This window comes from Streptococcus cristatus (assembly GCF_003944225.1).
GTDB classification, from domain to species: Bacteria; Bacillota; Bacilli; order Lactobacillales; family Streptococcaceae; genus Streptococcus; species Streptococcus cristatus_K.
The window spans coordinates 192,874-209,777 of record NZ_RJPN01000002.1; the positions used below are offsets into that span (position 1 = coordinate 192,874).

At 41.9% G+C, this 16,904-nt stretch carries 17 protein-coding genes; 4 read left to right on the forward strand and 13 right to left on the reverse strand.

Annotated features, from left to right (window positions below):
- Nucleotides 1-10: 10 nt before the first annotated feature.
- Both D8797_RS03910 and D8797_RS03915 read right to left on the reverse strand, forming a co-directional pair.
- Nucleotides 11-559 (reverse strand): HXXEE domain-containing protein, encoded by a 549-nt coding sequence (locus D8797_RS03910; protein WP_185780840.1) that lies wholly within the window; start codon nucleotides 557-559, stop codon nucleotides 11-13.
- A gap of 72 nt (nucleotides 560-631) precedes the next feature.
- Nucleotides 632-1,372: a lysophospholipid acyltransferase family protein gene (locus D8797_RS03915; RefSeq protein WP_125379342.1), complete on the reverse strand. Its 741-nt coding sequence runs from the start codon at nucleotides 1,370-1,372 to the stop codon at nucleotides 632-634.
- Between the two features lie 156 nt (nucleotides 1,373-1,528).
- Here D8797_RS03915 and D8797_RS03920 point away from each other — a divergent pair, with 156 nt between their 5' ends.
- The 3 genes from D8797_RS03920 to D8797_RS03930 all read left to right on the forward strand — a co-directional run bounded on the left by D8797_RS03920 (nucleotide 1,529) and on the right by D8797_RS03930 (nucleotide 4,960).
- A complete protein-coding gene (locus tag D8797_RS03920) occupies nucleotides 1,529-3,868 on the forward strand; it encodes a cation-translocating P-type ATPase (RefSeq protein ID WP_125379343.1) in 2,340 nt (779 codons plus the stop codon).
- Between the two features lie 92 nt (nucleotides 3,869-3,960).
- Nucleotides 3,961-4,707, forward strand: a complete 747-nt coding sequence (locus D8797_RS03925; protein ID WP_125379344.1) for a tRNA1(Val) (adenine(37)-N6)-methyltransferase — start codon at nucleotides 3,961-3,963, stop codon at nucleotides 4,705-4,707.
- On the forward strand, nucleotides 4,697-4,960 hold the full coding sequence (locus D8797_RS03930) for a GIY-YIG nuclease family protein (RefSeq protein WP_125373272.1): 264 nt from the start codon (nucleotides 4,697-4,699) through the stop codon (nucleotides 4,958-4,960). Before D8797_RS03925 ends, D8797_RS03930 begins: the two co-directional genes overlap by 11 nt.
- Nucleotides 4,961-4,998: 38 nt before the next feature.
- Here the strand turns inward: D8797_RS03930 and lacD are convergent, their stop codons facing one another.
- The 10 genes from lacD to cshA form a co-directional block, all read right to left on the reverse strand.
- Nucleotides 4,999-5,979 carry a tagatose-bisphosphate aldolase gene (gene lacD, locus D8797_RS03935; protein ID WP_125379345.1) on the reverse strand — a complete coding sequence of 327 codons (981 nt, stop codon included), beginning with the start codon at nucleotides 5,977-5,979 and terminating at the stop codon, nucleotides 4,999-5,001.
- Nucleotide 5,980: 1 nt separating this feature from the next.
- On the reverse strand, nucleotides 5,981-6,910 hold the full coding sequence (locus tag D8797_RS03940) for a tagatose-6-phosphate kinase (RefSeq protein WP_125379346.1): 930 nt from the start codon (nucleotides 6,908-6,910) through the stop codon (nucleotides 5,981-5,983).
- Nucleotides 6,911-6,920: 10 nt separating this feature from the next.
- Nucleotides 6,921-7,436 (reverse strand): galactose-6-phosphate isomerase subunit LacB, encoded by a 516-nt coding sequence (gene lacB, locus D8797_RS03945; RefSeq protein ID WP_045499324.1) that lies wholly within the window; start codon nucleotides 7,434-7,436, stop codon nucleotides 6,921-6,923.
- A gap of 30 nt (nucleotides 7,437-7,466) precedes the next feature.
- Complete coding sequence (lacA, locus tag D8797_RS03950; RefSeq protein WP_125379347.1) at nucleotides 7,467-7,892, reverse strand: galactose-6-phosphate isomerase subunit LacA; 426 nt, start codon at nucleotides 7,890-7,892, stop codon at nucleotides 7,467-7,469.
- Between the two features lie 145 nt (nucleotides 7,893-8,037).
- Nucleotides 8,038-8,934 (reverse strand): aldose 1-epimerase family protein, encoded by an 897-nt coding sequence (locus D8797_RS03955; RefSeq protein ID WP_125379348.1) that lies wholly within the window; start codon nucleotides 8,932-8,934, stop codon nucleotides 8,038-8,040.
- Nucleotides 8,935-9,091: 157 nt separating this feature from the next.
- Complete coding sequence (locus D8797_RS03960; RefSeq protein WP_125370638.1) at nucleotides 9,092-10,567, reverse strand: PTS galactitol transporter subunit IIC; 1,476 nt, start codon at nucleotides 10,565-10,567, stop codon at nucleotides 9,092-9,094.
- 51 nt (nucleotides 10,568-10,618) lie between these two features.
- On the reverse strand, nucleotides 10,619-10,924 hold the full coding sequence (locus tag D8797_RS03965) for a PTS sugar transporter subunit IIB (protein WP_005590672.1): 306 nt from the start codon (nucleotides 10,922-10,924) through the stop codon (nucleotides 10,619-10,621).
- Nucleotides 10,925-10,944: 20 nt separating this feature from the next.
- Nucleotides 10,945-11,421 (reverse strand): PTS sugar transporter subunit IIA, encoded by a 477-nt coding sequence (locus D8797_RS03970; RefSeq protein WP_125379349.1) that lies wholly within the window; start codon nucleotides 11,419-11,421, stop codon nucleotides 10,945-10,947.
- A gap of 327 nt (nucleotides 11,422-11,748) precedes the next feature.
- The gene (locus D8797_RS03975; RefSeq protein WP_005590674.1) at nucleotides 11,749-12,495 is read right to left on the reverse strand and encodes a DeoR/GlpR family DNA-binding transcription regulator; all 747 of its coding nucleotides are present in this window, start codon (nucleotides 12,493-12,495) and stop codon (nucleotides 11,749-11,751) included.
- Between the two features lie 286 nt (nucleotides 12,496-12,781).
- The gene (gene cshA, locus D8797_RS03980) at nucleotides 12,782-14,356 is read right to left on the reverse strand and encodes a degradosome RNA helicase CshA (RefSeq protein ID WP_125379350.1); all 1,575 of its coding nucleotides are present in this window, start codon (nucleotides 14,354-14,356) and stop codon (nucleotides 12,782-12,784) included.
- A gap of 357 nt (nucleotides 14,357-14,713) precedes the next feature.
- Here cshA and D8797_RS03995 point away from each other — a divergent pair, with 357 nt between their 5' ends.
- Nucleotides 14,714-15,097, forward strand: coding sequence for a hypothetical protein (locus D8797_RS03995; RefSeq protein WP_125379351.1), 384 nt, complete (start codon nucleotides 14,714-14,716; stop codon nucleotides 15,095-15,097).
- A gap of 261 nt (nucleotides 15,098-15,358) precedes the next feature.
- Here D8797_RS03995 and pyk read toward each other — a convergent pair whose 3' ends face one another.
- Complete coding sequence (gene pyk, locus D8797_RS04000) at nucleotides 15,359-16,864, reverse strand: pyruvate kinase (RefSeq protein WP_125379352.1); 1,506 nt, start codon at nucleotides 16,862-16,864, stop codon at nucleotides 15,359-15,361.
- Nucleotides 16,865-16,904 lie beyond the last annotated feature (40 nt).

Sequence of the window (16,904 nt, forward strand, 5' to 3'; positions counted from 1 at the left end):
AGCTGTAATATCAATTTGCTTTGCTTATCCTGTATATCCAAGCTTCTAACTTTTTAGCTCTGCTATGTAAAAAAACCAGATTTGCCAAAAGAAAAGCCATCACAAGCACGCTTAGAATCAGAAGCAGCGGCCAAGAAACTGACTGCTGACTCAGATAAAGGACAAAGACTAAGATGAGTATAGGAAAAGTCGTCAAAGCTGTGAAGCCGCCCGGTACCCAGCGACGAAAGCGAAACACTTGCATAATATGGCCCAGCAGATGGAGAGTATGACAGAAGCCAATAGCCAGAACCAGCTCGGGAATGCGAAATAGAATGGCAAGCAGCAAGAGAATAAAAGCCAGTAGAAATTCCTCCGCAATCATCAGAGCAATGCTTTCAGCAGAAAGATAACTTCCTCTCCTAGCAATGAACATCTCCTTTTGATAGCCTTGATGGTTTTGATTCTGAGAAATCCAAGGCCTAATCAGGATAATCTCATCAAACTCGTGCAGTATAAACAGTGATAAGGTTACAAAAGATAAAAAAGCAAGAGACATAGCATCCTCCTTATAAAACATACCAACATTATAGCTCACTCGCATAAAAAAATCAGCTCCCAAGCAAGATTGCTAAGGAAGCTGATTCGTCTCTTATTTTCTATGCTTATCTGGATCCCAGACAAAGCTTGCAATGAAACTAAAAATGAAGGTCAAAATACCAATCAATGCTGCTGGAATAAAGGCCAGTGCTCGTAAAATCCGCCAGAAGATATTTGGTTTTTTACCTGTCTGGTAGGGCGCTACTTCTGCATCCAAGCGGTCAAACTCTGCCTGAATCCGACGAGCCACTTCCTCAACCCCTTCATCATTCATCTTTTTGATATCAGAAATATCAATTGGATTGCCGAAGTTCATGTCCACGCGCTCCCCAGCTGCCAAGCCTTTGAGGCTCATGGGACCAGCATAGACTACTGGCATGATACGGACCTTAGCCATCTTAGCAATCACTGCTACTCCTCCCTTGACATCCGTAGAATGGCGGCTGCCGCTTGGGAACATAATCAGAGAACGATTGCTCTTTTTCAGCATATTGACAGGATACTTGATCGCTGACGGACCAGGATTTTCCCGATCAATAGGAAAGGCACCACACATGCGAATCCACCAGCCGAACACCCGATTTTCAAAAAGCTGTTTCTTGGCCATGAAAATGAACTGCTTGGGCTTGGTCGCAAAAGCCATGTAAACTGGATCCCACCATGTCCGGTGAGGGGCAACCAAGATATAATTTTCATCTTGTGAAGGAATCTTTTCTTTATTGTGGTAATGTGCATTGCCGTTCAAAGCCCAGAGAATAAAAATCACCAGACCTCGCAAATAGGTATAAAACATAAACTCTCCTTATTTAAACTGTGATTATACTTGCGATCTTTTACATCCTTTCCCATTATACCCTATCCCCTTGTAGTCTGCAATATTTTTCCAAACTTTGGCTGTAACAGCTGATTCTGATAGCCATTTCCATAAAAAAATGGTATCATTAGTCTCATGAACAAGAAAGAATTAATCGGTTTAAACCAAACCCAAGTAGATGAAAAGATTTCGCAGGGCTTGACCAACGATTTTACAAGTGACACCAGTACTAGTAACTGGCAAATCGTTAAGCGGAATGTTTTCACCCTTTTTAATGCCCTTAACTTTGTTATTGCTGTAGCCTTGGTCTCTGTCCAAGCCTGGAGCAATCTGGTCTTCTTTGCCGTCATCAGCTTTAACGCCGTTACTGGTATTATTACGGAGCTGCGGGCTAAACACATGATTGACAAGCTTAATCTAGTCAGCCGAGAGCTGGTCACAGTCATCCGCGACGGCCAGGAAGTCAAGATTCAGCCAGAAGAAATTGTACTGGGTGACCTGATCAAGCTGTCAGCCGGCGAGCAAATTCCCAGTGATGCCCATGTAGTAGAGGGTGTTGCCGAGGCCAATGAAGCCATGCTGACAGGTGAGAGTGACTTGGTTCTCAAGGAAGAAGGCGCTGAGCTGCTGTCTGGTAGCTTTCTGGCTAGTGGGCAGATCTATGCTGAGGTACACCATGTCGGCGCAGACAACTATGCCAACAAGCTCATGACTGAGGCTAAAACCCTCAAGCCTATCAACTCGCGCATTCTATACAATCTTGCGAAAATTTCTCGCTTTACTGGAAAAATCATCATTCCCTTCGGATTGGCTCTCTTCTTTGAAGCCCTGATGATAAAGGGATTGCCTGTCAAAAACTCTGTCATTACCAGCTCGACAGCTCTTTTGGGTATGCTGCCTAAGGGAATCGCCCTGCTGACAGTCACGTCACTTCTGACAGCTGTCATCAAGCTCGGCATGCGCAAGGTTCTTGTTCAGGAAATGTATTCTGTTGAAACCTTGGCTCGAGTGGACACTCTCTGTCTGGACAAGACCGGAACAATTACCCAAGGAAAGATGACTGTTGAAGCCTTGCATAGCCTGTCAAATAAGTTTTCTGATGAGACCGTCGGTCAAATCTTAGCAGCCTACATCCAAACCAGCGAGGATAATAACCCAACAGCCCAGGCTATCCGCAAGGGCTACGGCCATTTAGAGCACAACTACACTAGCGACAATGTCATCCCATTTTCTAGCGACCGAAAATGGGGCGCTATGCATTTATCCAATGTCGGAACTATTTTTCTGGGAGCGCCCGAAATGCTGCTGGACAGCAATCCTGCAGCGGTTGGAGAGGCCCAAAAACGCGGATCGCGGGTTTTGGTACTGGCTCACAGCGACCAAGTGCTAGACAAACACAGTATCCAACTGCCTGAAGATATGACCGCTTTAGCTGTTCTGGAAATCACTGACCCTATTCGTGAGGGAGCGGCTGAGACCTTGGACTACCTACGCTCTCAGGATGTTGATCTGAAAATCATCTCTGGTGACAATCCTGTGACCGTTTCCCATATCGCGAGCCAGGCTGGATTTGCCAACTACGACAGCTACATCGACTGCTCTAAAATCAGCGACCAAGAACTGGTTGAGCAAGCTGAAGAAACGGCCATCTTTGGCCGTGTTTCTCCCCATCAGAAGAAGCTGCTCATCCAGACTCTTAAGGCCGCTGGTCGGACAACAGCCATGACCGGAGATGGGGTTAATGATATCTTGGCCTTACGTGAAGCAGACTGTTCCATCGTTATGGCCGAGGGCGACCCCGCAACTCGGCAAATTGCCAACTTGGTCCTTCTTAACTCCGACTTTAACGATGTCCCTGAGATTCTTTTTGAAGGCCGCCGTGTTGTTAACAATATCGGCCGGATTGCTCCGATTTTCTTCATCAAGACCATTTATTCCTTTATCCTGGCTATTATCTGTATCGCCAGTATTCTGCTAGGCAAGCCAGAATACCTCTTGATTTTCCCATTCATTCCGATTCAAATCACCCTGATTGACCAGTTTGTTGAAGGCTTCCCACCCTTTGTCCTCACCTTTGAGCGCAATATTAAGCCGGTTGAAAAGCACTTCCTTAAACGCTCCCTGCAGCTAGCTCTGCCAAGTTCCCTCATGATTATCTTCAGCGTGCTATTTGTCCGTATCTGGGGCAGCAGCCATGGCTGGAGCGACATAGAAATGTCCACCCTGACCTACTACTTGCTAGGCAGCATCAGCTTCTTGTCCGTCATTCGGGCCTGCCTGCCACTCAACCTCTGGCGCGCTCTTCTGATCATTTTTTCAGTCGCAGGCTTCTATCTATCCGCCTTTGTCCTGCAACACCTTTTGGAAATTGCGACGCTGACAGCCGCAACCTTGCCAGTCTATCTGATTCTCATGGTTTTCTTTATCGGAATTTTCATCGCTTGTACCATCAAGCAAAAATATGAATTCAACTAAAATTCGCACCTGACTGTTTCTGTCAGGTGTTTTTTCCTATAAAATTTCTCTTTCTTCTTTGGAATAGCACTTAATCATGCTATAATGTTGGTATGATAGAAGCAAAATTAAAAGACGGGGAAAGAGTCAACCAACTCTTTTCCACTGATATAAAAATCATTCAAAATAGCGAGGTCTTTAGCTATTCAGTCGATAGTGTCCTGCTTTCTCGCTTTCCAAAATTACCCAAACGAGGGCTCATCGTTGATCTCTGCGCTGGAAACGGGGCTGTTGGTCTCTTTGCTAGCACACGGACTCAGGCCCAGATTCTAGCGGTGGAAATTCAGAAGCGTTTAGCCGATATGGCCCAGCGTTCCATTGAATTAAATCACCTTACTCAACAGATGCAGGTCATCCATGACGACTTGAAAAATCTAGGCGCCCATATATCTGGCAGTAAGGTTGACATCATTCTCTGCAATCCTCCCTATTTCAAGGTAGATGAACATTCCAATCTTAACGGCAGTGAGCATTATCTGCTAGCGCGTCACGAAGTTGCTACCAACTTAGAAGAAATTTGCACGATTGCCCAGCGAGTCCTCAAGTCCAATGGTCGCTTAGCAATGGTTCACCGTCCTGACCGATTTTTGGATATTTTAGAAACCATGAAAAACCATAATCTAGCGCCTAAGCGCATCCAGTTTGTCTATCCCAAACAAGGGAGAGAAGCCAATATGCTCTTAATTGAGGCTATTAAAGATGGTTCACCAGACGGCCTGAAAATCCTCCCGCCTCTCTTTATCCACGAGCAAGACGGCAGCTATACACCAGAAATTCAAGAGATTTACTATGGAAAATAAAGCCTATATGTATGTCCTTGAATGCGGAGACGGAACCCTCTACACAGGCTATACTACCGATGTAGAAGCTCGTCTCAAAACACATCAGTCTGGAAAAGGAGCCAAGTACACTCGCGCCCGATTGCCCGTCACACTCATCTATCAAGAGGAACATCCCGACAAATCTGCAGCCATGTCGGCTGAAGCCCACTTCAAAAAGAAGAAACGAGCTGAAAAACTAGCCTATATAGAAGAAAAACGTAGCAAGTCCTGAAACTTACTACGTTTTTTGAGTTCTACATCAAGATTAAATTAGATGCGTTCTTTCCATGAAGTTGCTGTTTTTTGAAGAACTTTGTTGAGTTCGTCAATGTTCTCAAATCCAGTTGTGCGAAGCCATTCACGAGCTGCTGCTTCACCGTCCTTGATGTAGGCTTCAACTGATCCAGCCCAGGTTGCACGTCCACAAAGAACGCCGTTGAAGTTTGCGCCTGATTCGTGGGCAAAGACAAGTGTTTCTTGGAAGAGTTTAGCTGACACACCTGCACTCAAGTAGATGTATGGCAAGTTAGTCGCTTCATCTTGCGCTTTGAAGAAAGCAGCTGCTTCTTCACGTGTATGCACGATTTCACCATCGCCAAATCCTTCAACGTATTTGACGTTGACTGGAACTTCCACTTTCAAGACATCGATGTTGAAGCGAGGGTCTGAGAAGACTTTCATGGCACCGATAACCTTGTGTGGTTTTACTTTTGCGTATTCTGCAGAACCTGCGTCAGCAATCTTTTCATCGTAAGCAAGGATTTCAAGGAAGAAAGGAATGTCTTCCGCCACACACTCAGAACCAATGCGTTCGATGTAGGCTTGTTTTTGTTGGTTAAGTTCGTCAGCGCTATCTACATCATAGTAAAGCAAAAATTTAACAGCATCCGCACCTTGTTCCTTGATGCGTTTGGCAGACCAAACATCCAAGCAGTCTGGCAAGCGTTTAGTGCTTGTTGTGTCGTAACCTGTTTTTTCATAAGCTAGGAGAAGGCCGGCGTTGGCATCAAGCGCTTTTGTAGCTGGAAGACCATATTCAGGGTCGAGAAGCATAGATGAAGCGTATTTTGTCAATTCATCTGCAACCAAGACTTTGAGTTCTTCCATTTGAGCCACTGTTGGCTCCTCTGTTTGGTATTGAGCCATGAGGCGTTTCAAAGCACCACGTTGGTCAAAGGCAAGAGCTGAGATGATGCCGTTCTCGTCAGAGAGTTTTTCCAAATATTTGCGTTTTTGTTCTGTTAAAGCCATTTTATACCTCTTTTACTATTAATTGATCATATAGAGCTTGATAGTTGGCCATATTGACATGACCTGTCATTTTTTCTTGAGCATTGAGCATACCAAGGACATTAGCCTTGATTAGGAGTTTTTGATCCGATTCCTTATGAAGAAGTCCTGATGAAATACCTGCAACAGTAGAATCTCCAGATCCAACAGGATTAACTACTTGGATTCTAGGAATATCTACCTTGTAGAAAGTATCACCATGTTTGGCAAAAGCTCCATTAGCACCAAGTGAAACGATAATCCACTCAATCCCTGCAAATAATGACTCTTGAAGAACTTCTTTTAATTCATCCAAATCCTCAGAAACTTCCTTCCCAAGAAGCTGAGACAATTCTTCATTATTTGGTTTGATTACTGTTGGTTTGTGCGGTGATTCAAGGACGGCCTGAAGAGCCGCACCTGAGCAATCCAGAACAACTGGTTTTCCTGCGCGATTAGCAAGTTCTACCAAGTTTGCATAGTAGTCAACTGGAAGACCTGCTGGCAGACTACCAGAGATAGCCACTACTTCCACAGTGTCAAGAAGATTTTTGAAATGAGCCAAGAAATCTTGACCTTCTTGTTCCAGAACTTCAGGTCCTTTCTCAAGAATTTCTGTTTGGTTGTCTCCGTGTAGAATAGCGATACAGTTACGAGTCTCTCCTTGAATTGAGAAGAAGCTTTTCCTTACTTTATCATCAATGTTTTCTACTAGAAAATCACCAAGTTTTCCCCCAACTAAACCTGTAGCAGCAACAGAATCACCAAATTCTGAAAGTACTCGCGTAACATTGAGTCCCTTTCCACCAGCTGTCTTGGTCACGTCCACCACACGGTTGACAGTATCAATTTTCAATTCATCCAAAGGATAAGAAATATCAATGGATGGATTCATTGTGACTGTTAAAATCATGCGTTACCTCTTAGTCGTGGTATTCACCGCGATCCCATTTTTCAAGGAATTCTGTAAAGAAGTTTGCATCTGCTTGATGAGCATTGTGAGTTTCAACGTGCTCAATTTTCGCAATCAATTTTTTGTTTTCTTCTGATGGTTTGTATTCAGCATTGATGAAAGCCTCAATGATATCGCACATAAGCAATTCACCAGTGATCTTACCACCAAAACCGATAACGTTAGCATTCAATTGTTCTTTTGCATAAAGAGCTGTTGTCATATCACGAACCAAGGCAGAACGTACACCTGGAACTTTGTTAACTGCGTTATTGATACCTACACCGGTACCACAGATACAAACACCAAGATCAGCTTGTCCGCTAACAACTGCTTCCCCTACTTTTTTACCAAAAATTGGGTAGTGTGTACGAGCATGATCGTAAGTACCAAAGTCAATGACTTCATGTCCTTTTGATTTCAAAAATTCTGAAACCGCCATTTTTTCATCTGTTACGATGTGGTCACATCCAATTGCAATTCTCATTTTTAACTTACCTTTCTTACTGTAATCTAATTAACACATTTTGTTCAACATGTCGACACGAATCTGGTGACGACCACCGTCGTATTTACCATTAACAAAACCTTTAGCAATGTTTTTAGCCAATTCGTCACCAACGACTTCTGCACCCATAGTAATCATACGTGAGTTGTTGTGGCCACGAGTCATATAAGCTGAACGTTCGTCTGAAACTTCTGCAGCAACCATTCCTTTAATCTTAGTTGCGACCATGAACGGACCAGCACCATAGGCATCAATCACGATACCAAGGTTTTGTTCTTCTTTGTTTACTTCTGCAGCAACAGCAAGAGTCACATCAACAAAGTCTTGACCTTCAGCCGTAACATCCACTACGTGGAAGTTTTCTTTTTCCAAGAAGTCTTTCACAACTTCTTTCAATCTCAAACCTGCAGCATCTGCACCAATGATAATAGACATATTAAGTCCTCCTTTAATTTTCTATATAATGAACTAAAATGTTTTAAAACATTAAACGTTATTTGATTCACAAGTTTATAATACAACATTTCGTGTTCGCTGTCAACATTATATGTTTGTTTTTAAACATTTTTAAAATTTTTCTTTAAAAAATAGTAATATCAAATCCAATTTCTTCTTTTTCTCCTGCTGGGAGTAGACGGACGTTTTTCTTGCTTTCTAAATAATCTCCCTCTTCTAACGAGGTCGACAAACCTGACCAAGGTTCCAAGGCTATAAATGGTCCTTTGTTAATAGTTGACCAGATAATTAGATTTGGAAATTCTTGAAAATCTAAACGTAACCCTTTATCATGATTCCGAGAACGAAGAGTAACAGTCCGCGATTTTAGCTCATCAAGAGTCACTGCATCTTTAGCAAAGATAGCATAGCTCAAATTTAGTTCTTTTTGATGGTCTAGGAAACTTGTGCGTTCCAGAAAGTTCAACATTCCAGTTTCAGAATAGGAGAGAGGAACGCTGCAAGTTTCTTCCTCTTCAAACTCCAAATAGTAATCTTCATACTTTTCATCATCAAATAATGGACAGTTAAAGCCGGGATGACCTCCGATAAAGTACGGCATGGCGCCACTATCTCCACGATTTTCTACGATATACTGGGTACGAAGCTTCTTACCAGTCAAGCTATAGCGAATTGATAAGCGAAAATGATAGGGATAGTTCTGAAACATTTCCTCTGTGTCCTCAATAGCAAAAGTCACACTCGTATCCGTTTGTTCAACCAATTCAAATTCTTTCTTGCGAACGAGACCATGCCGAGGAATGACTCCACTCGCTTCTTGGCCATCTTTTAATGCATAGTGAGCAGTGTCATTACGCAAACTCCCGCAAATGGGGAAAAGAACTGGAGCTTGACCACTCCAATAGGTCGCATCACCCTGCCAGAGGTATTCTACACCATCCTTATCCTTGATTGAAGAAAGCGCTCCTCCCAATTTCTCAAACTGCACTGTCAATTCATCATTTGCTAGCGCGATCACCATCCAAATCTCCTCTCTACTTCAGAGAAAAAGGCAGGCTTCTGACTTCTCTCTGCTTAGTATTCATCACATAGGAAAAGCTAGATTATCAACATTCCCATTTGGAAATGGACAATCTAGCTTCCCTAGTCTTACAATATTTAACAATAGTTAACGGATATTATTTTGCTTTTGCTGCATATTCTGCATTCCGTTTGATCATTTGCTTTCTGTACCAAGCAAAGATTCCAATATAAGCACCAAGGAAGACAATAGCACCAATGATAGCTTTAATATCACCTGTAGTAGTATTACCAATAGTCCAGCCCAAGAGTTTTTCGATTGGTCCTTCAAGTGTTGAGTGAGTGATCAATTGAGACTGGCTAACTCCTTCAGGGAAGGCACCTACGCCTTTAGCAAGTTCTGTTGCAAACGGTGCAATCAGGGTACCTGAAAGAAGGAAGAGTGGTAACAAGAGTGTTCCAAAGACAATCATACGAAGCAATTTACCACGAGTAACAACCAGAAGGGCAGGTGTCACACCCATTGCGATGATACCAGCCAATGGCAAGATACCATTCCCTACATTAGAAAGCAGAACTGCTTCAATCAACATGATTGGGGCAAGTACGTTAGCGCAGGCCCAGATTTCTGCACGACCAGCGATAAATGGCCAGTCAAGACCGATGTTGAATTTACGTCCTTGAAGACGTTTTGTTGCTACGTTTGTAATACCTTGTGAAAGTGGTTCCACGGCTGCGATAAACCATGATCCGATAAGTGAGAAGAGCTCCAAGCAGACACCGGCAGTCAAACCGAGAGACAACCATCCTTTAATAACCAATTGCCATGTGTTGCCATCTTCTACACCTGCTACTGGGTGCGGAGTTCCCATGATACCGATAACTACACCGAGAAGGAAACCGATGAAGAATTTAGATCCCCAGAAACCGATTTTCTTATTCAAAGCGGCAGCATCGAAGTCATATTTATCCAACCCAGGAAAGAACTTGTCAAAAATCTTATCCAAAACCATGATAACAGGGTTCATCATGTAGTTCATGTGAGTTGAAGTCATTGGTGATGAACTTGGCGCATTCAACAAATCATCAAAAGTTGGTTTCATCAAGTCAGAGTTGATAATCTTCAAGACACCAACCAAGACAACTGCTAAAGTTGCAATCAAAAGTGATACGGCAGGACTTACATGGCTCTTATCTGCATACCATTTGATGAGCAAGCCAGTGATTGACAAGTGCCAAATATCAAAGATATCCACATCCAATGTATCTGTTTTCTTTATAGCTAACATCACAACATTGACAATGAGCATGATGAGCAAGAAGTACAAGGTCCATGGAGAACCCCAAGTGATAGTTGCAAGCGGTGCCCAACCAACGTCAGTGATGTTCAACTGAATACCAGTGTTTTCAACGAATTTAGCAAGTGAAGCTGAGAAAGCTCCGTTAAGCATACCGATGATGGCACCGATACCAGTAAGAGCGATGGCAAGTTTGATACCACCTTCAAGCGCTTTGGAGAATTTTACTCCAAAAAGTAAAGCCAATACTGTCAAGATGATCAGCATGATGATAGGACCACCCATATCTAAGATGGGTTTAAAAATCTTATTGGCTAGGTCAATAATGACATCCATAATAATTCCTCCCTTTTTTGTTATATGAATGTTAACAAGATAAAGAATAAATTAACTTAGTCCGTGCTCTTTAATTGCTGCTTCAATATTGTCAAACACTGGAGCGCTCATTGCAGGAATACGGAACAAGATTGGTCCAGCTTCGATAACTGGGATTCCTGGTTCAAAACCAAGATCTGTTGCAGCGATTGGCGTGAAGATATCATAGCCTTGCATTAGATCTTCATTGACATCCTTAACCATCACGGCATCACAATGTACATCATAACCGCGGTTTGACAACTCTTCCTCAAGAGCACTCTTGATTTGGTGACTTGAGTTTACCCCTGCTCCGCAGGCTGCTAAAATTTTAATCATAATAAAATCCTCCGATTTATTTATTTAATAACTTTTGAAATATATTGGAACAACTCTTCTTTTGAGTTCAAAGAAGCTAAACCAGCTAGATTTCCTTCGCTAGTGAAGAAATCCATTAACTGTGCTAAGATATTGGTCTGGCTTGAGCTAGAGTTGTTGATAATAAAGAACAAGAGAGACACTTCAACGGTTTGCGTAGGAGAAATCATATTGTGGAAGGTTACAGGCTGATCTAGCTTAACAACTACCACGTTTTCAGTCAAATTATGCGCAATATCCGTATGAGGTATGGCAACATTCGGCAAGTCCTTGCCTAAAAATTCCATATCCAATCCAGTTGGAAACGCCTTTTCTCTTTCAAGTAAAGCGTTTCGATAAGAAGAAGTTACAATTTCTCTTTCTTCTAACAAATCAGCTACTTGATGAAAAAGATCTTCTTGATTTTCTGCATGTAAACAAAACACTAGATTTTCATCAAATAATTGGGCAAGCGCCATTTTATCACCTCTCCTTTTGTTTCTTTTTGTTCGTTTAATTAATTATATCATTATGTGATAGCGCTGTCAATAGTTTGTTTTGTTATTTTTTGTTTATTTGTCTAATAACTTAAAATTTTAATGTTCATATGAAGATAGAACATTTCGTCATTCTGAATTGTTAAGGAATAACACGAGTCATGAAAATATCCTTAGCAAGTCTAAGTTGATATACAAGAACTTTTCGTTCACTGTAAAATACAATTATTCATCTGCAATAAGAAATAAAAGCTACGAAATTCGCAGCTTTCAGAATCTCAAATTAATATTCATGACAACGCGAACAAATCAGAGAACCTTGGTGTAAGAACTATATTTTGCTCTCACTTTCGGAGAGATATGGTCATCCGTTACAATCGCGTCAATATTGTCCAAACGGTAAAAACTATAGAAAGAATAGCTATCAAATTTGCTATTATCTGCAACAATGTATTTTTCAATTGCATTGTTGAGAATAATGGCATTTCCATTACCCTCTTCTTCATTGGCAGTCGTCACATTGTGGCCATCAATGCCGTTCACTCCAATAAAGGCCTTTGATACCTTGATTTCTCGTAGAAGTTTATTAGCAAACTGCCCTACAAAAGTCTGGGTCTTGACCCGATAGCGTCCTCCGATCAAAATCAAATCAAAATTAGGGTAATCCTTCAATTTTTCGAAAATAGGGAGAGAATTGGTTACAATACTGATATTTTTCCCTTCTAAATAATCACCTATAAAATCCGTTGTAGTACCTGATCCTATAAAAACCGTGTCTCCTTCAGCAATCAAATCAGCACATTTCTTAGCAATCAGCTTCTTTTCTTCGATATTTAACATCGTTTTTTCAGAATGCGAAGCTTCATTCAAGCTATCTTTCACCTTTTTATGAGCCCCACCATGCACCCGAATCAAAAGTCCTTGCTTCTCAAGATCAATCAAATCTCTCCGAATGGTCATATCTGTTACATTCAGCAATTCCTTCAGGTTCTTTACAGACACAACTCCCGTCTGGTCCAGCTCTTGTAAGATCACTTTATGACGACTTTCCTTCATGTACAATCCTCCTTGTTGTTGATGTCTAGAGACGTCTCATCAAAGTTTCCCCTTTGATTCTTAGGTTTCTTGGACACCTCAAATCACTTTAATGTCCATGCACCTTTGCTTATATCATTATACTACAATTTTTTCATATAAACAAAAAAATGTATACTTTTTTTCAAAAAAATAGATTATTGTTTGTTTATGCGTTTTCATTGTGCTATTTTCAAACAAATCTTGAAAGATATTCAAATTATTTTCAATAGAAAAATCCGATGTCAGCTGACATCGGATTTTTTGTTTATTTATCGCCTTTATTACGGATAACAAAGCCGGTTTTCTTTTCGCTGGAAGTGCGTTGTGGACGTTTATTTCCTCTGCTTTCGAAGTCGCGACTGTTCTTGTTTGACTTGCGTTTAAAGTCACGGCGACCACCCTCTCGGTCTTCACGTCCGCCACGGCGATCACGGCCTTGGTCGCCTCGACGGCCGTTGCCACGACCACTCTTACCTTTTCCACCAAAACCGCCACCAGATGCTTTAAATGGCAATGGTTTTTCACGGGCGATTTCTACTTCAGGAAGGGTATCCGGATCCTGCACCGTCAAGCTGAGGATATACATAGCCAGCTCTTCTGGGCTGAATTCTGCTGCCAGCTTGCGGGCATCCTTGCTAAATTTCTCAAAGTTAGAACGGATGCTTTCATCCGCAAAATCGCGTTCAATCTTCTTAAGAGCAACTTTTTTCTTAGCTTGGAAAGCTTCTTCTGCAGTCGCAGGCTTGAGGCCTTTCATGCGCTTCTTAGTCAGATTTTCGATAATCTGCAAATAGCCCATTTCATTTGGCGCTACGAAAGTAATAGACTGACCTGACTTACCAGCACGACCAGTTCTACCAATCCGGTGAACATAACTTTCTGGATCCTGAGGAATATCATAGTTGTAGACATGGGTCACACCAGAAATGTCCAATCCACGCGCGGCCACATCTGTCGCCACCAAGACATCCAGATTGCCGTTTTTAAAGTCGCGTAGAACGCGGAGGCGCTTGCCTTGGTCCAAATCACCATGGATACCCTCTGCTCGGAAACCGCGGATTTTCAGACCACGAGTCAGCTCATCCACCCGGCGCTTGGTCCGGCCAAAGACGATAGACAGCTCAGGCTGCTCCACGTCCATCAGGCGGGTCATGGTATCAAATTTTTCATTTTCTTTGACACGGATATAATACTGATCTACCAACTCTGTCGTCAGCTCTTTAGCAGCAATCTTGACATGCTCAGGCTCCTTCATGAACTTAACACCGATGCGCTTGATAGCATCCGGCATGGTCGCTGAAAAGAGCAAGGTCTGACGCTCTTCTGGCACACGGGAAATGATAGACTCAATATCTTCCAAAAAGCCCATGTTAAGCATTTCATCCGCTTCGTCCAAGATTAAGGTTTCAATCTGATTCAGCTTAAGCGCCTTGCGTTTGATCAAGTCCAAGAGACGACCAGGTGTTCCTACGACGATATGAGCACCAGACTTGAGGGCCTTGATTTGCTTTTCAATGCTAGAGCCACCGTAGACAGAACGCACCTTGACACCCTTGCTGCGGCCAAAACGGAACAGCTCTTCCTGACTCTGAACAGCCAATTCACGGGTTGGAGCAATAACCAAAGCCTGCACAGCAGGATTATCTGTATCAATTTTCTCCAGAGTTGGGAAGCCAAAGGCTGCTGTCTTTCCTGTCCCAGTCTGGGCCTGACCAATGACATCCTTACCTGCCATAGCAAGCGGAATGGTCTGCTCTTGAATAGGGCTTGCTTCTACAAAACCAGCTTTTTCAATCTCTGCTAGCAATTCAGCAGATAAATGTAATTCATTAAATTTCAATGTTTTTCTTCTTTCTAAAGGCGGTGCGAAGCCACCTTATAAGGCTTTTGATACTCAACTATCGAAACATACCAAGCACTTGTCGCTTGCTAAATCTCGATTTTCTGAGAGTATTCGCTCTTCTCTTCATAAATATGGTCTCTCAAGTCCAGGCACTAAAAAAGCGCCGACTCGGTCGCTAGTTCCCACTGAATAGAAAAACTGTATTTCTGCAACTAATCTAGTATACCACAAAAGCACCTAAAAAGATAGGACTTGCTTGTAAAATATTTTACTAGAGATTTCTTTTGTAAAAAATGAAAACTTGAAAATTATTTTCAAAAATAATATAATCTATAAAGAAGAAAGGAGACAGGTATGAATAAATTTTTACGAGTGACTTTCATTTTACTGATCTTAGCTATGCTGGGCGCGTCTATAATCCAGATTTTCCAGCCCCAACTCTTGGGAAATGAGTCCATCTACGGCCTAGCTCCCTATTGGCAGCGGGAAATTGGTTTCTGGAATCTGGCTATTCTGCCTTTAGTCATTGCCACCAACATAAAGTATGATTGGTTCTATCTGCGTATAACTTTGCTAGCACTGATTCTGGGTGGACTGGGCTTTGGCACCAACCATCTACTAGGCTATCTGGAAAAAGCGAATCAAGCCAACCTACTGGGCTGGATTGAAAATTACCTACTCGTCTGCTGCTGGATTATCGGTTGGGTATTAGAATCTAGAAAAGAGAAAGTGATATAGAGTATCCATTATTAACCAATAATATAACGATAATCCATAATTATCATCTTTACACTATTGGTTCTTTGCCTCCTTATTAACTGTGGTCGATTGAAAAGTCAAAAATCTGGAGAGGATAATAAGGATCTTCTCTTTTTTGATATGCAAAATATTAATATTCTTATTTTGAAGTTTTCATATTTACGAAATCAATTAAAAATTCTAGAACCAAAAATAAACCGATAGAATGGATCTATCGGTTTTTGCATACTATGAAATAAATTAGCGTACTGTACGGATTCGCATTGTGTTTGTACGAACAGCTTCGCCAAGTGGTACACCTGCAACGATAACAATATCGTCACCAGACTCAACAAGACCTGCTTCAACTGCTTTACGTTCAGCGATTTCGAACATATCATCAGTTGATGATGGAGCTTCAGTCAACATTGGGATAACACCCCAGTTCAACATCAAGCCACGTTCTGTCAATTCATCGAATGTCAATGCCAAGATATCAGCATTTGGACGGTATTTAGAGATCAAACGAGCAGTGTGACCAGTCTTAGTCAAAGTAACAACCAGTTTGATATTCATTGAGTTAGTAGCATCTTTAACGGCTGAAGCCATAACTTCTGTCTTAGAGTTACGTTCGAAAGTATCTGAGTTCAAACGTCCGTATTCGTTAAGAAGAGTTTGAGCGTTCTTATCGATTGTAGCCATTGTAGTTACTGACTCAAGTGGATATTTACCGTTTGCAGACTCACCTGAAAGCATTGTAGCGTCAGTTCCATCGATAACAGCGTTAAATACGTCTGATACTTCTGAACGAGTTGCACGTGGTTTTTCAGTCATTGTTTCAAGCATGTTTGTTGCTGTGATAACAACTTTACCAGCTGCATTGACTTTAGTAATGATCATTTTTTGGTAAACTGGAACCATTTCGAATGGTACTTCGATACCCATGTCACCACGAGCAATCATGATACCGTCAGCAGCTTCGATGATTTCATCCAAGTTGTCGATACCTTGTTGGTTTTCGATTTTAGCGAACAATTGAACATGTCCGTTACCAGTTTCTTCACAGATTGCACGAACTTCGTTGACGTCTTTTGCAGTACGTACAAATGAAATCGCGATGAAGTTGATACCTTGTTCAAGACCGAAACGGATATCATCGTTATCGCGCTCAGCAAGAGCTGGGAAAGGAATTTTAGTGTTAGGGATGTTTACACCTTTTTGTTTAGCGATAACACCGTCATTTTCAACTTCAACTACAAATTCACGGCTTGCATCGTCTTTTTCTACAACGCGAAGACCAAGTTTACCATCGTCAACCAATACTTGGCGACCTACTTCAACATCATCGTAGATATCAAGTCCACCAGCAACGTTCAAAGCAATCACATCGCGAGTTGATTTGATTCCTTGTTTTGTCGCAACGCGGATCTTTTCACCAGTTTTGTATGAGTACTCTTTTGCGTCACCTTCGAACAGTTCTGTACGGATTTCTGGACCTTTAGTGTCAAGAAGGAAACCAACTTTTTTACCAGCGATTTCTTCCGCACGTTTAACAGTTGCCATACGCTCACCTTGTTCTTGGTGGTCACCGTGTGAGAAGTTGAAACGGAAAGTGTTTGCTCCTGCTTCAATCAATTTTGCAATATTTTCAGCTGAAGCTTCAACGTCCAGTTTTTCGCCCCAGTATCCGTCTTCACCGAATTTTTTACCGCCACGGATTTCTACCGCAGGACCTAAAGTTGCAACGATTTTTACGCGTTTGTTCATGATATTAAGAAACTCCTTCTACTATTTGGGGATTTCACCC

Excerpts from the sequence above, each read along its gene's own strand:
- D8797_RS03960 (WP_125370638.1), bottom strand. The coding sequence starts at position 10,567 with ATGGATGTCATTATTGACCTAGCCAATAAGATTTTTAAACCCATCTTA.
- D8797_RS03940 (WP_125379346.1), bottom strand. The coding sequence starts at position 6,910 with ATGATTTTAACAGTCACAATGAATCCATCCATTGATATTTCTTATCCT.
- pyk (WP_125379352.1), bottom strand. The coding sequence starts at position 16,864 with ATGAACAAACGCGTAAAAATCGTTGCAACTTTAGGTCCTGCGGTAGAA.
- D8797_RS03975 (WP_005590674.1), bottom strand. The coding sequence starts at position 12,495 with ATGAAGGAAAGTCGTCATAAAGTGATCTTACAAGAGCTGGACCAGACG.
- D8797_RS03955 (WP_125379348.1), bottom strand. The coding sequence starts at position 8,934 with ATGGTGATCGCGCTAGCAAATGATGAATTGACAGTGCAGTTTGAGAAA.
- D8797_RS03915 (WP_125379342.1), bottom strand. The coding sequence starts at position 1,372 with ATGTTTTATACCTATTTGCGAGGTCTGGTGATTTTTATTCTCTGGGCT.
- lacD (WP_125379345.1), bottom strand. The coding sequence starts at position 5,979 with ATGGCTTTAACAGAACAAAAACGCAAATATTTGGAAAAACTCTCTGAC.
- D8797_RS03970 (WP_125379349.1), bottom strand. The coding sequence starts at position 11,421 with ATGGCGCTTGCCCAATTATTTGATGAAAATCTAGTGTTTTGTTTACAT.
- lacA (WP_125379347.1), bottom strand. The coding sequence starts at position 7,892 with ATGTCTATTATCATTGGTGCAGATGCTGCAGGTTTGAGATTGAAAGAA.
- D8797_RS03965 (WP_005590672.1), bottom strand. The coding sequence starts at position 10,924 with ATGATTAAAATTTTAGCAGCCTGCGGAGCAGGGGTAAACTCAAGTCAC.
- D8797_RS03920 (WP_125379343.1), top strand. The coding sequence starts at position 1,529 with ATGAACAAGAAAGAATTAATCGGTTTAAACCAAACCCAAGTAGATGAA.
- lacB (WP_045499324.1), bottom strand. The coding sequence starts at position 7,436 with ATGAGAATTGCAATTGGATGTGACCACATCGTAACAGATGAAAAAATG.
- D8797_RS03995 (WP_125379351.1), top strand. The coding sequence starts at position 14,714 with ATGAATAAATTTTTACGAGTGACTTTCATTTTACTGATCTTAGCTATG.
- D8797_RS03925 (WP_125379344.1), top strand. The coding sequence starts at position 3,961 with ATGATAGAAGCAAAATTAAAAGACGGGGAAAGAGTCAACCAACTCTTT.
- D8797_RS03910 (WP_185780840.1), bottom strand. The coding sequence starts at position 559 with ATGTTTTATAAGGAGGATGCTATGTCTCTTGCTTTTTTATCTTTTGTA.
- D8797_RS03930 (WP_125373272.1), top strand. The coding sequence starts at position 4,697 with ATGGAAAATAAAGCCTATATGTATGTCCTTGAATGCGGAGACGGAACC.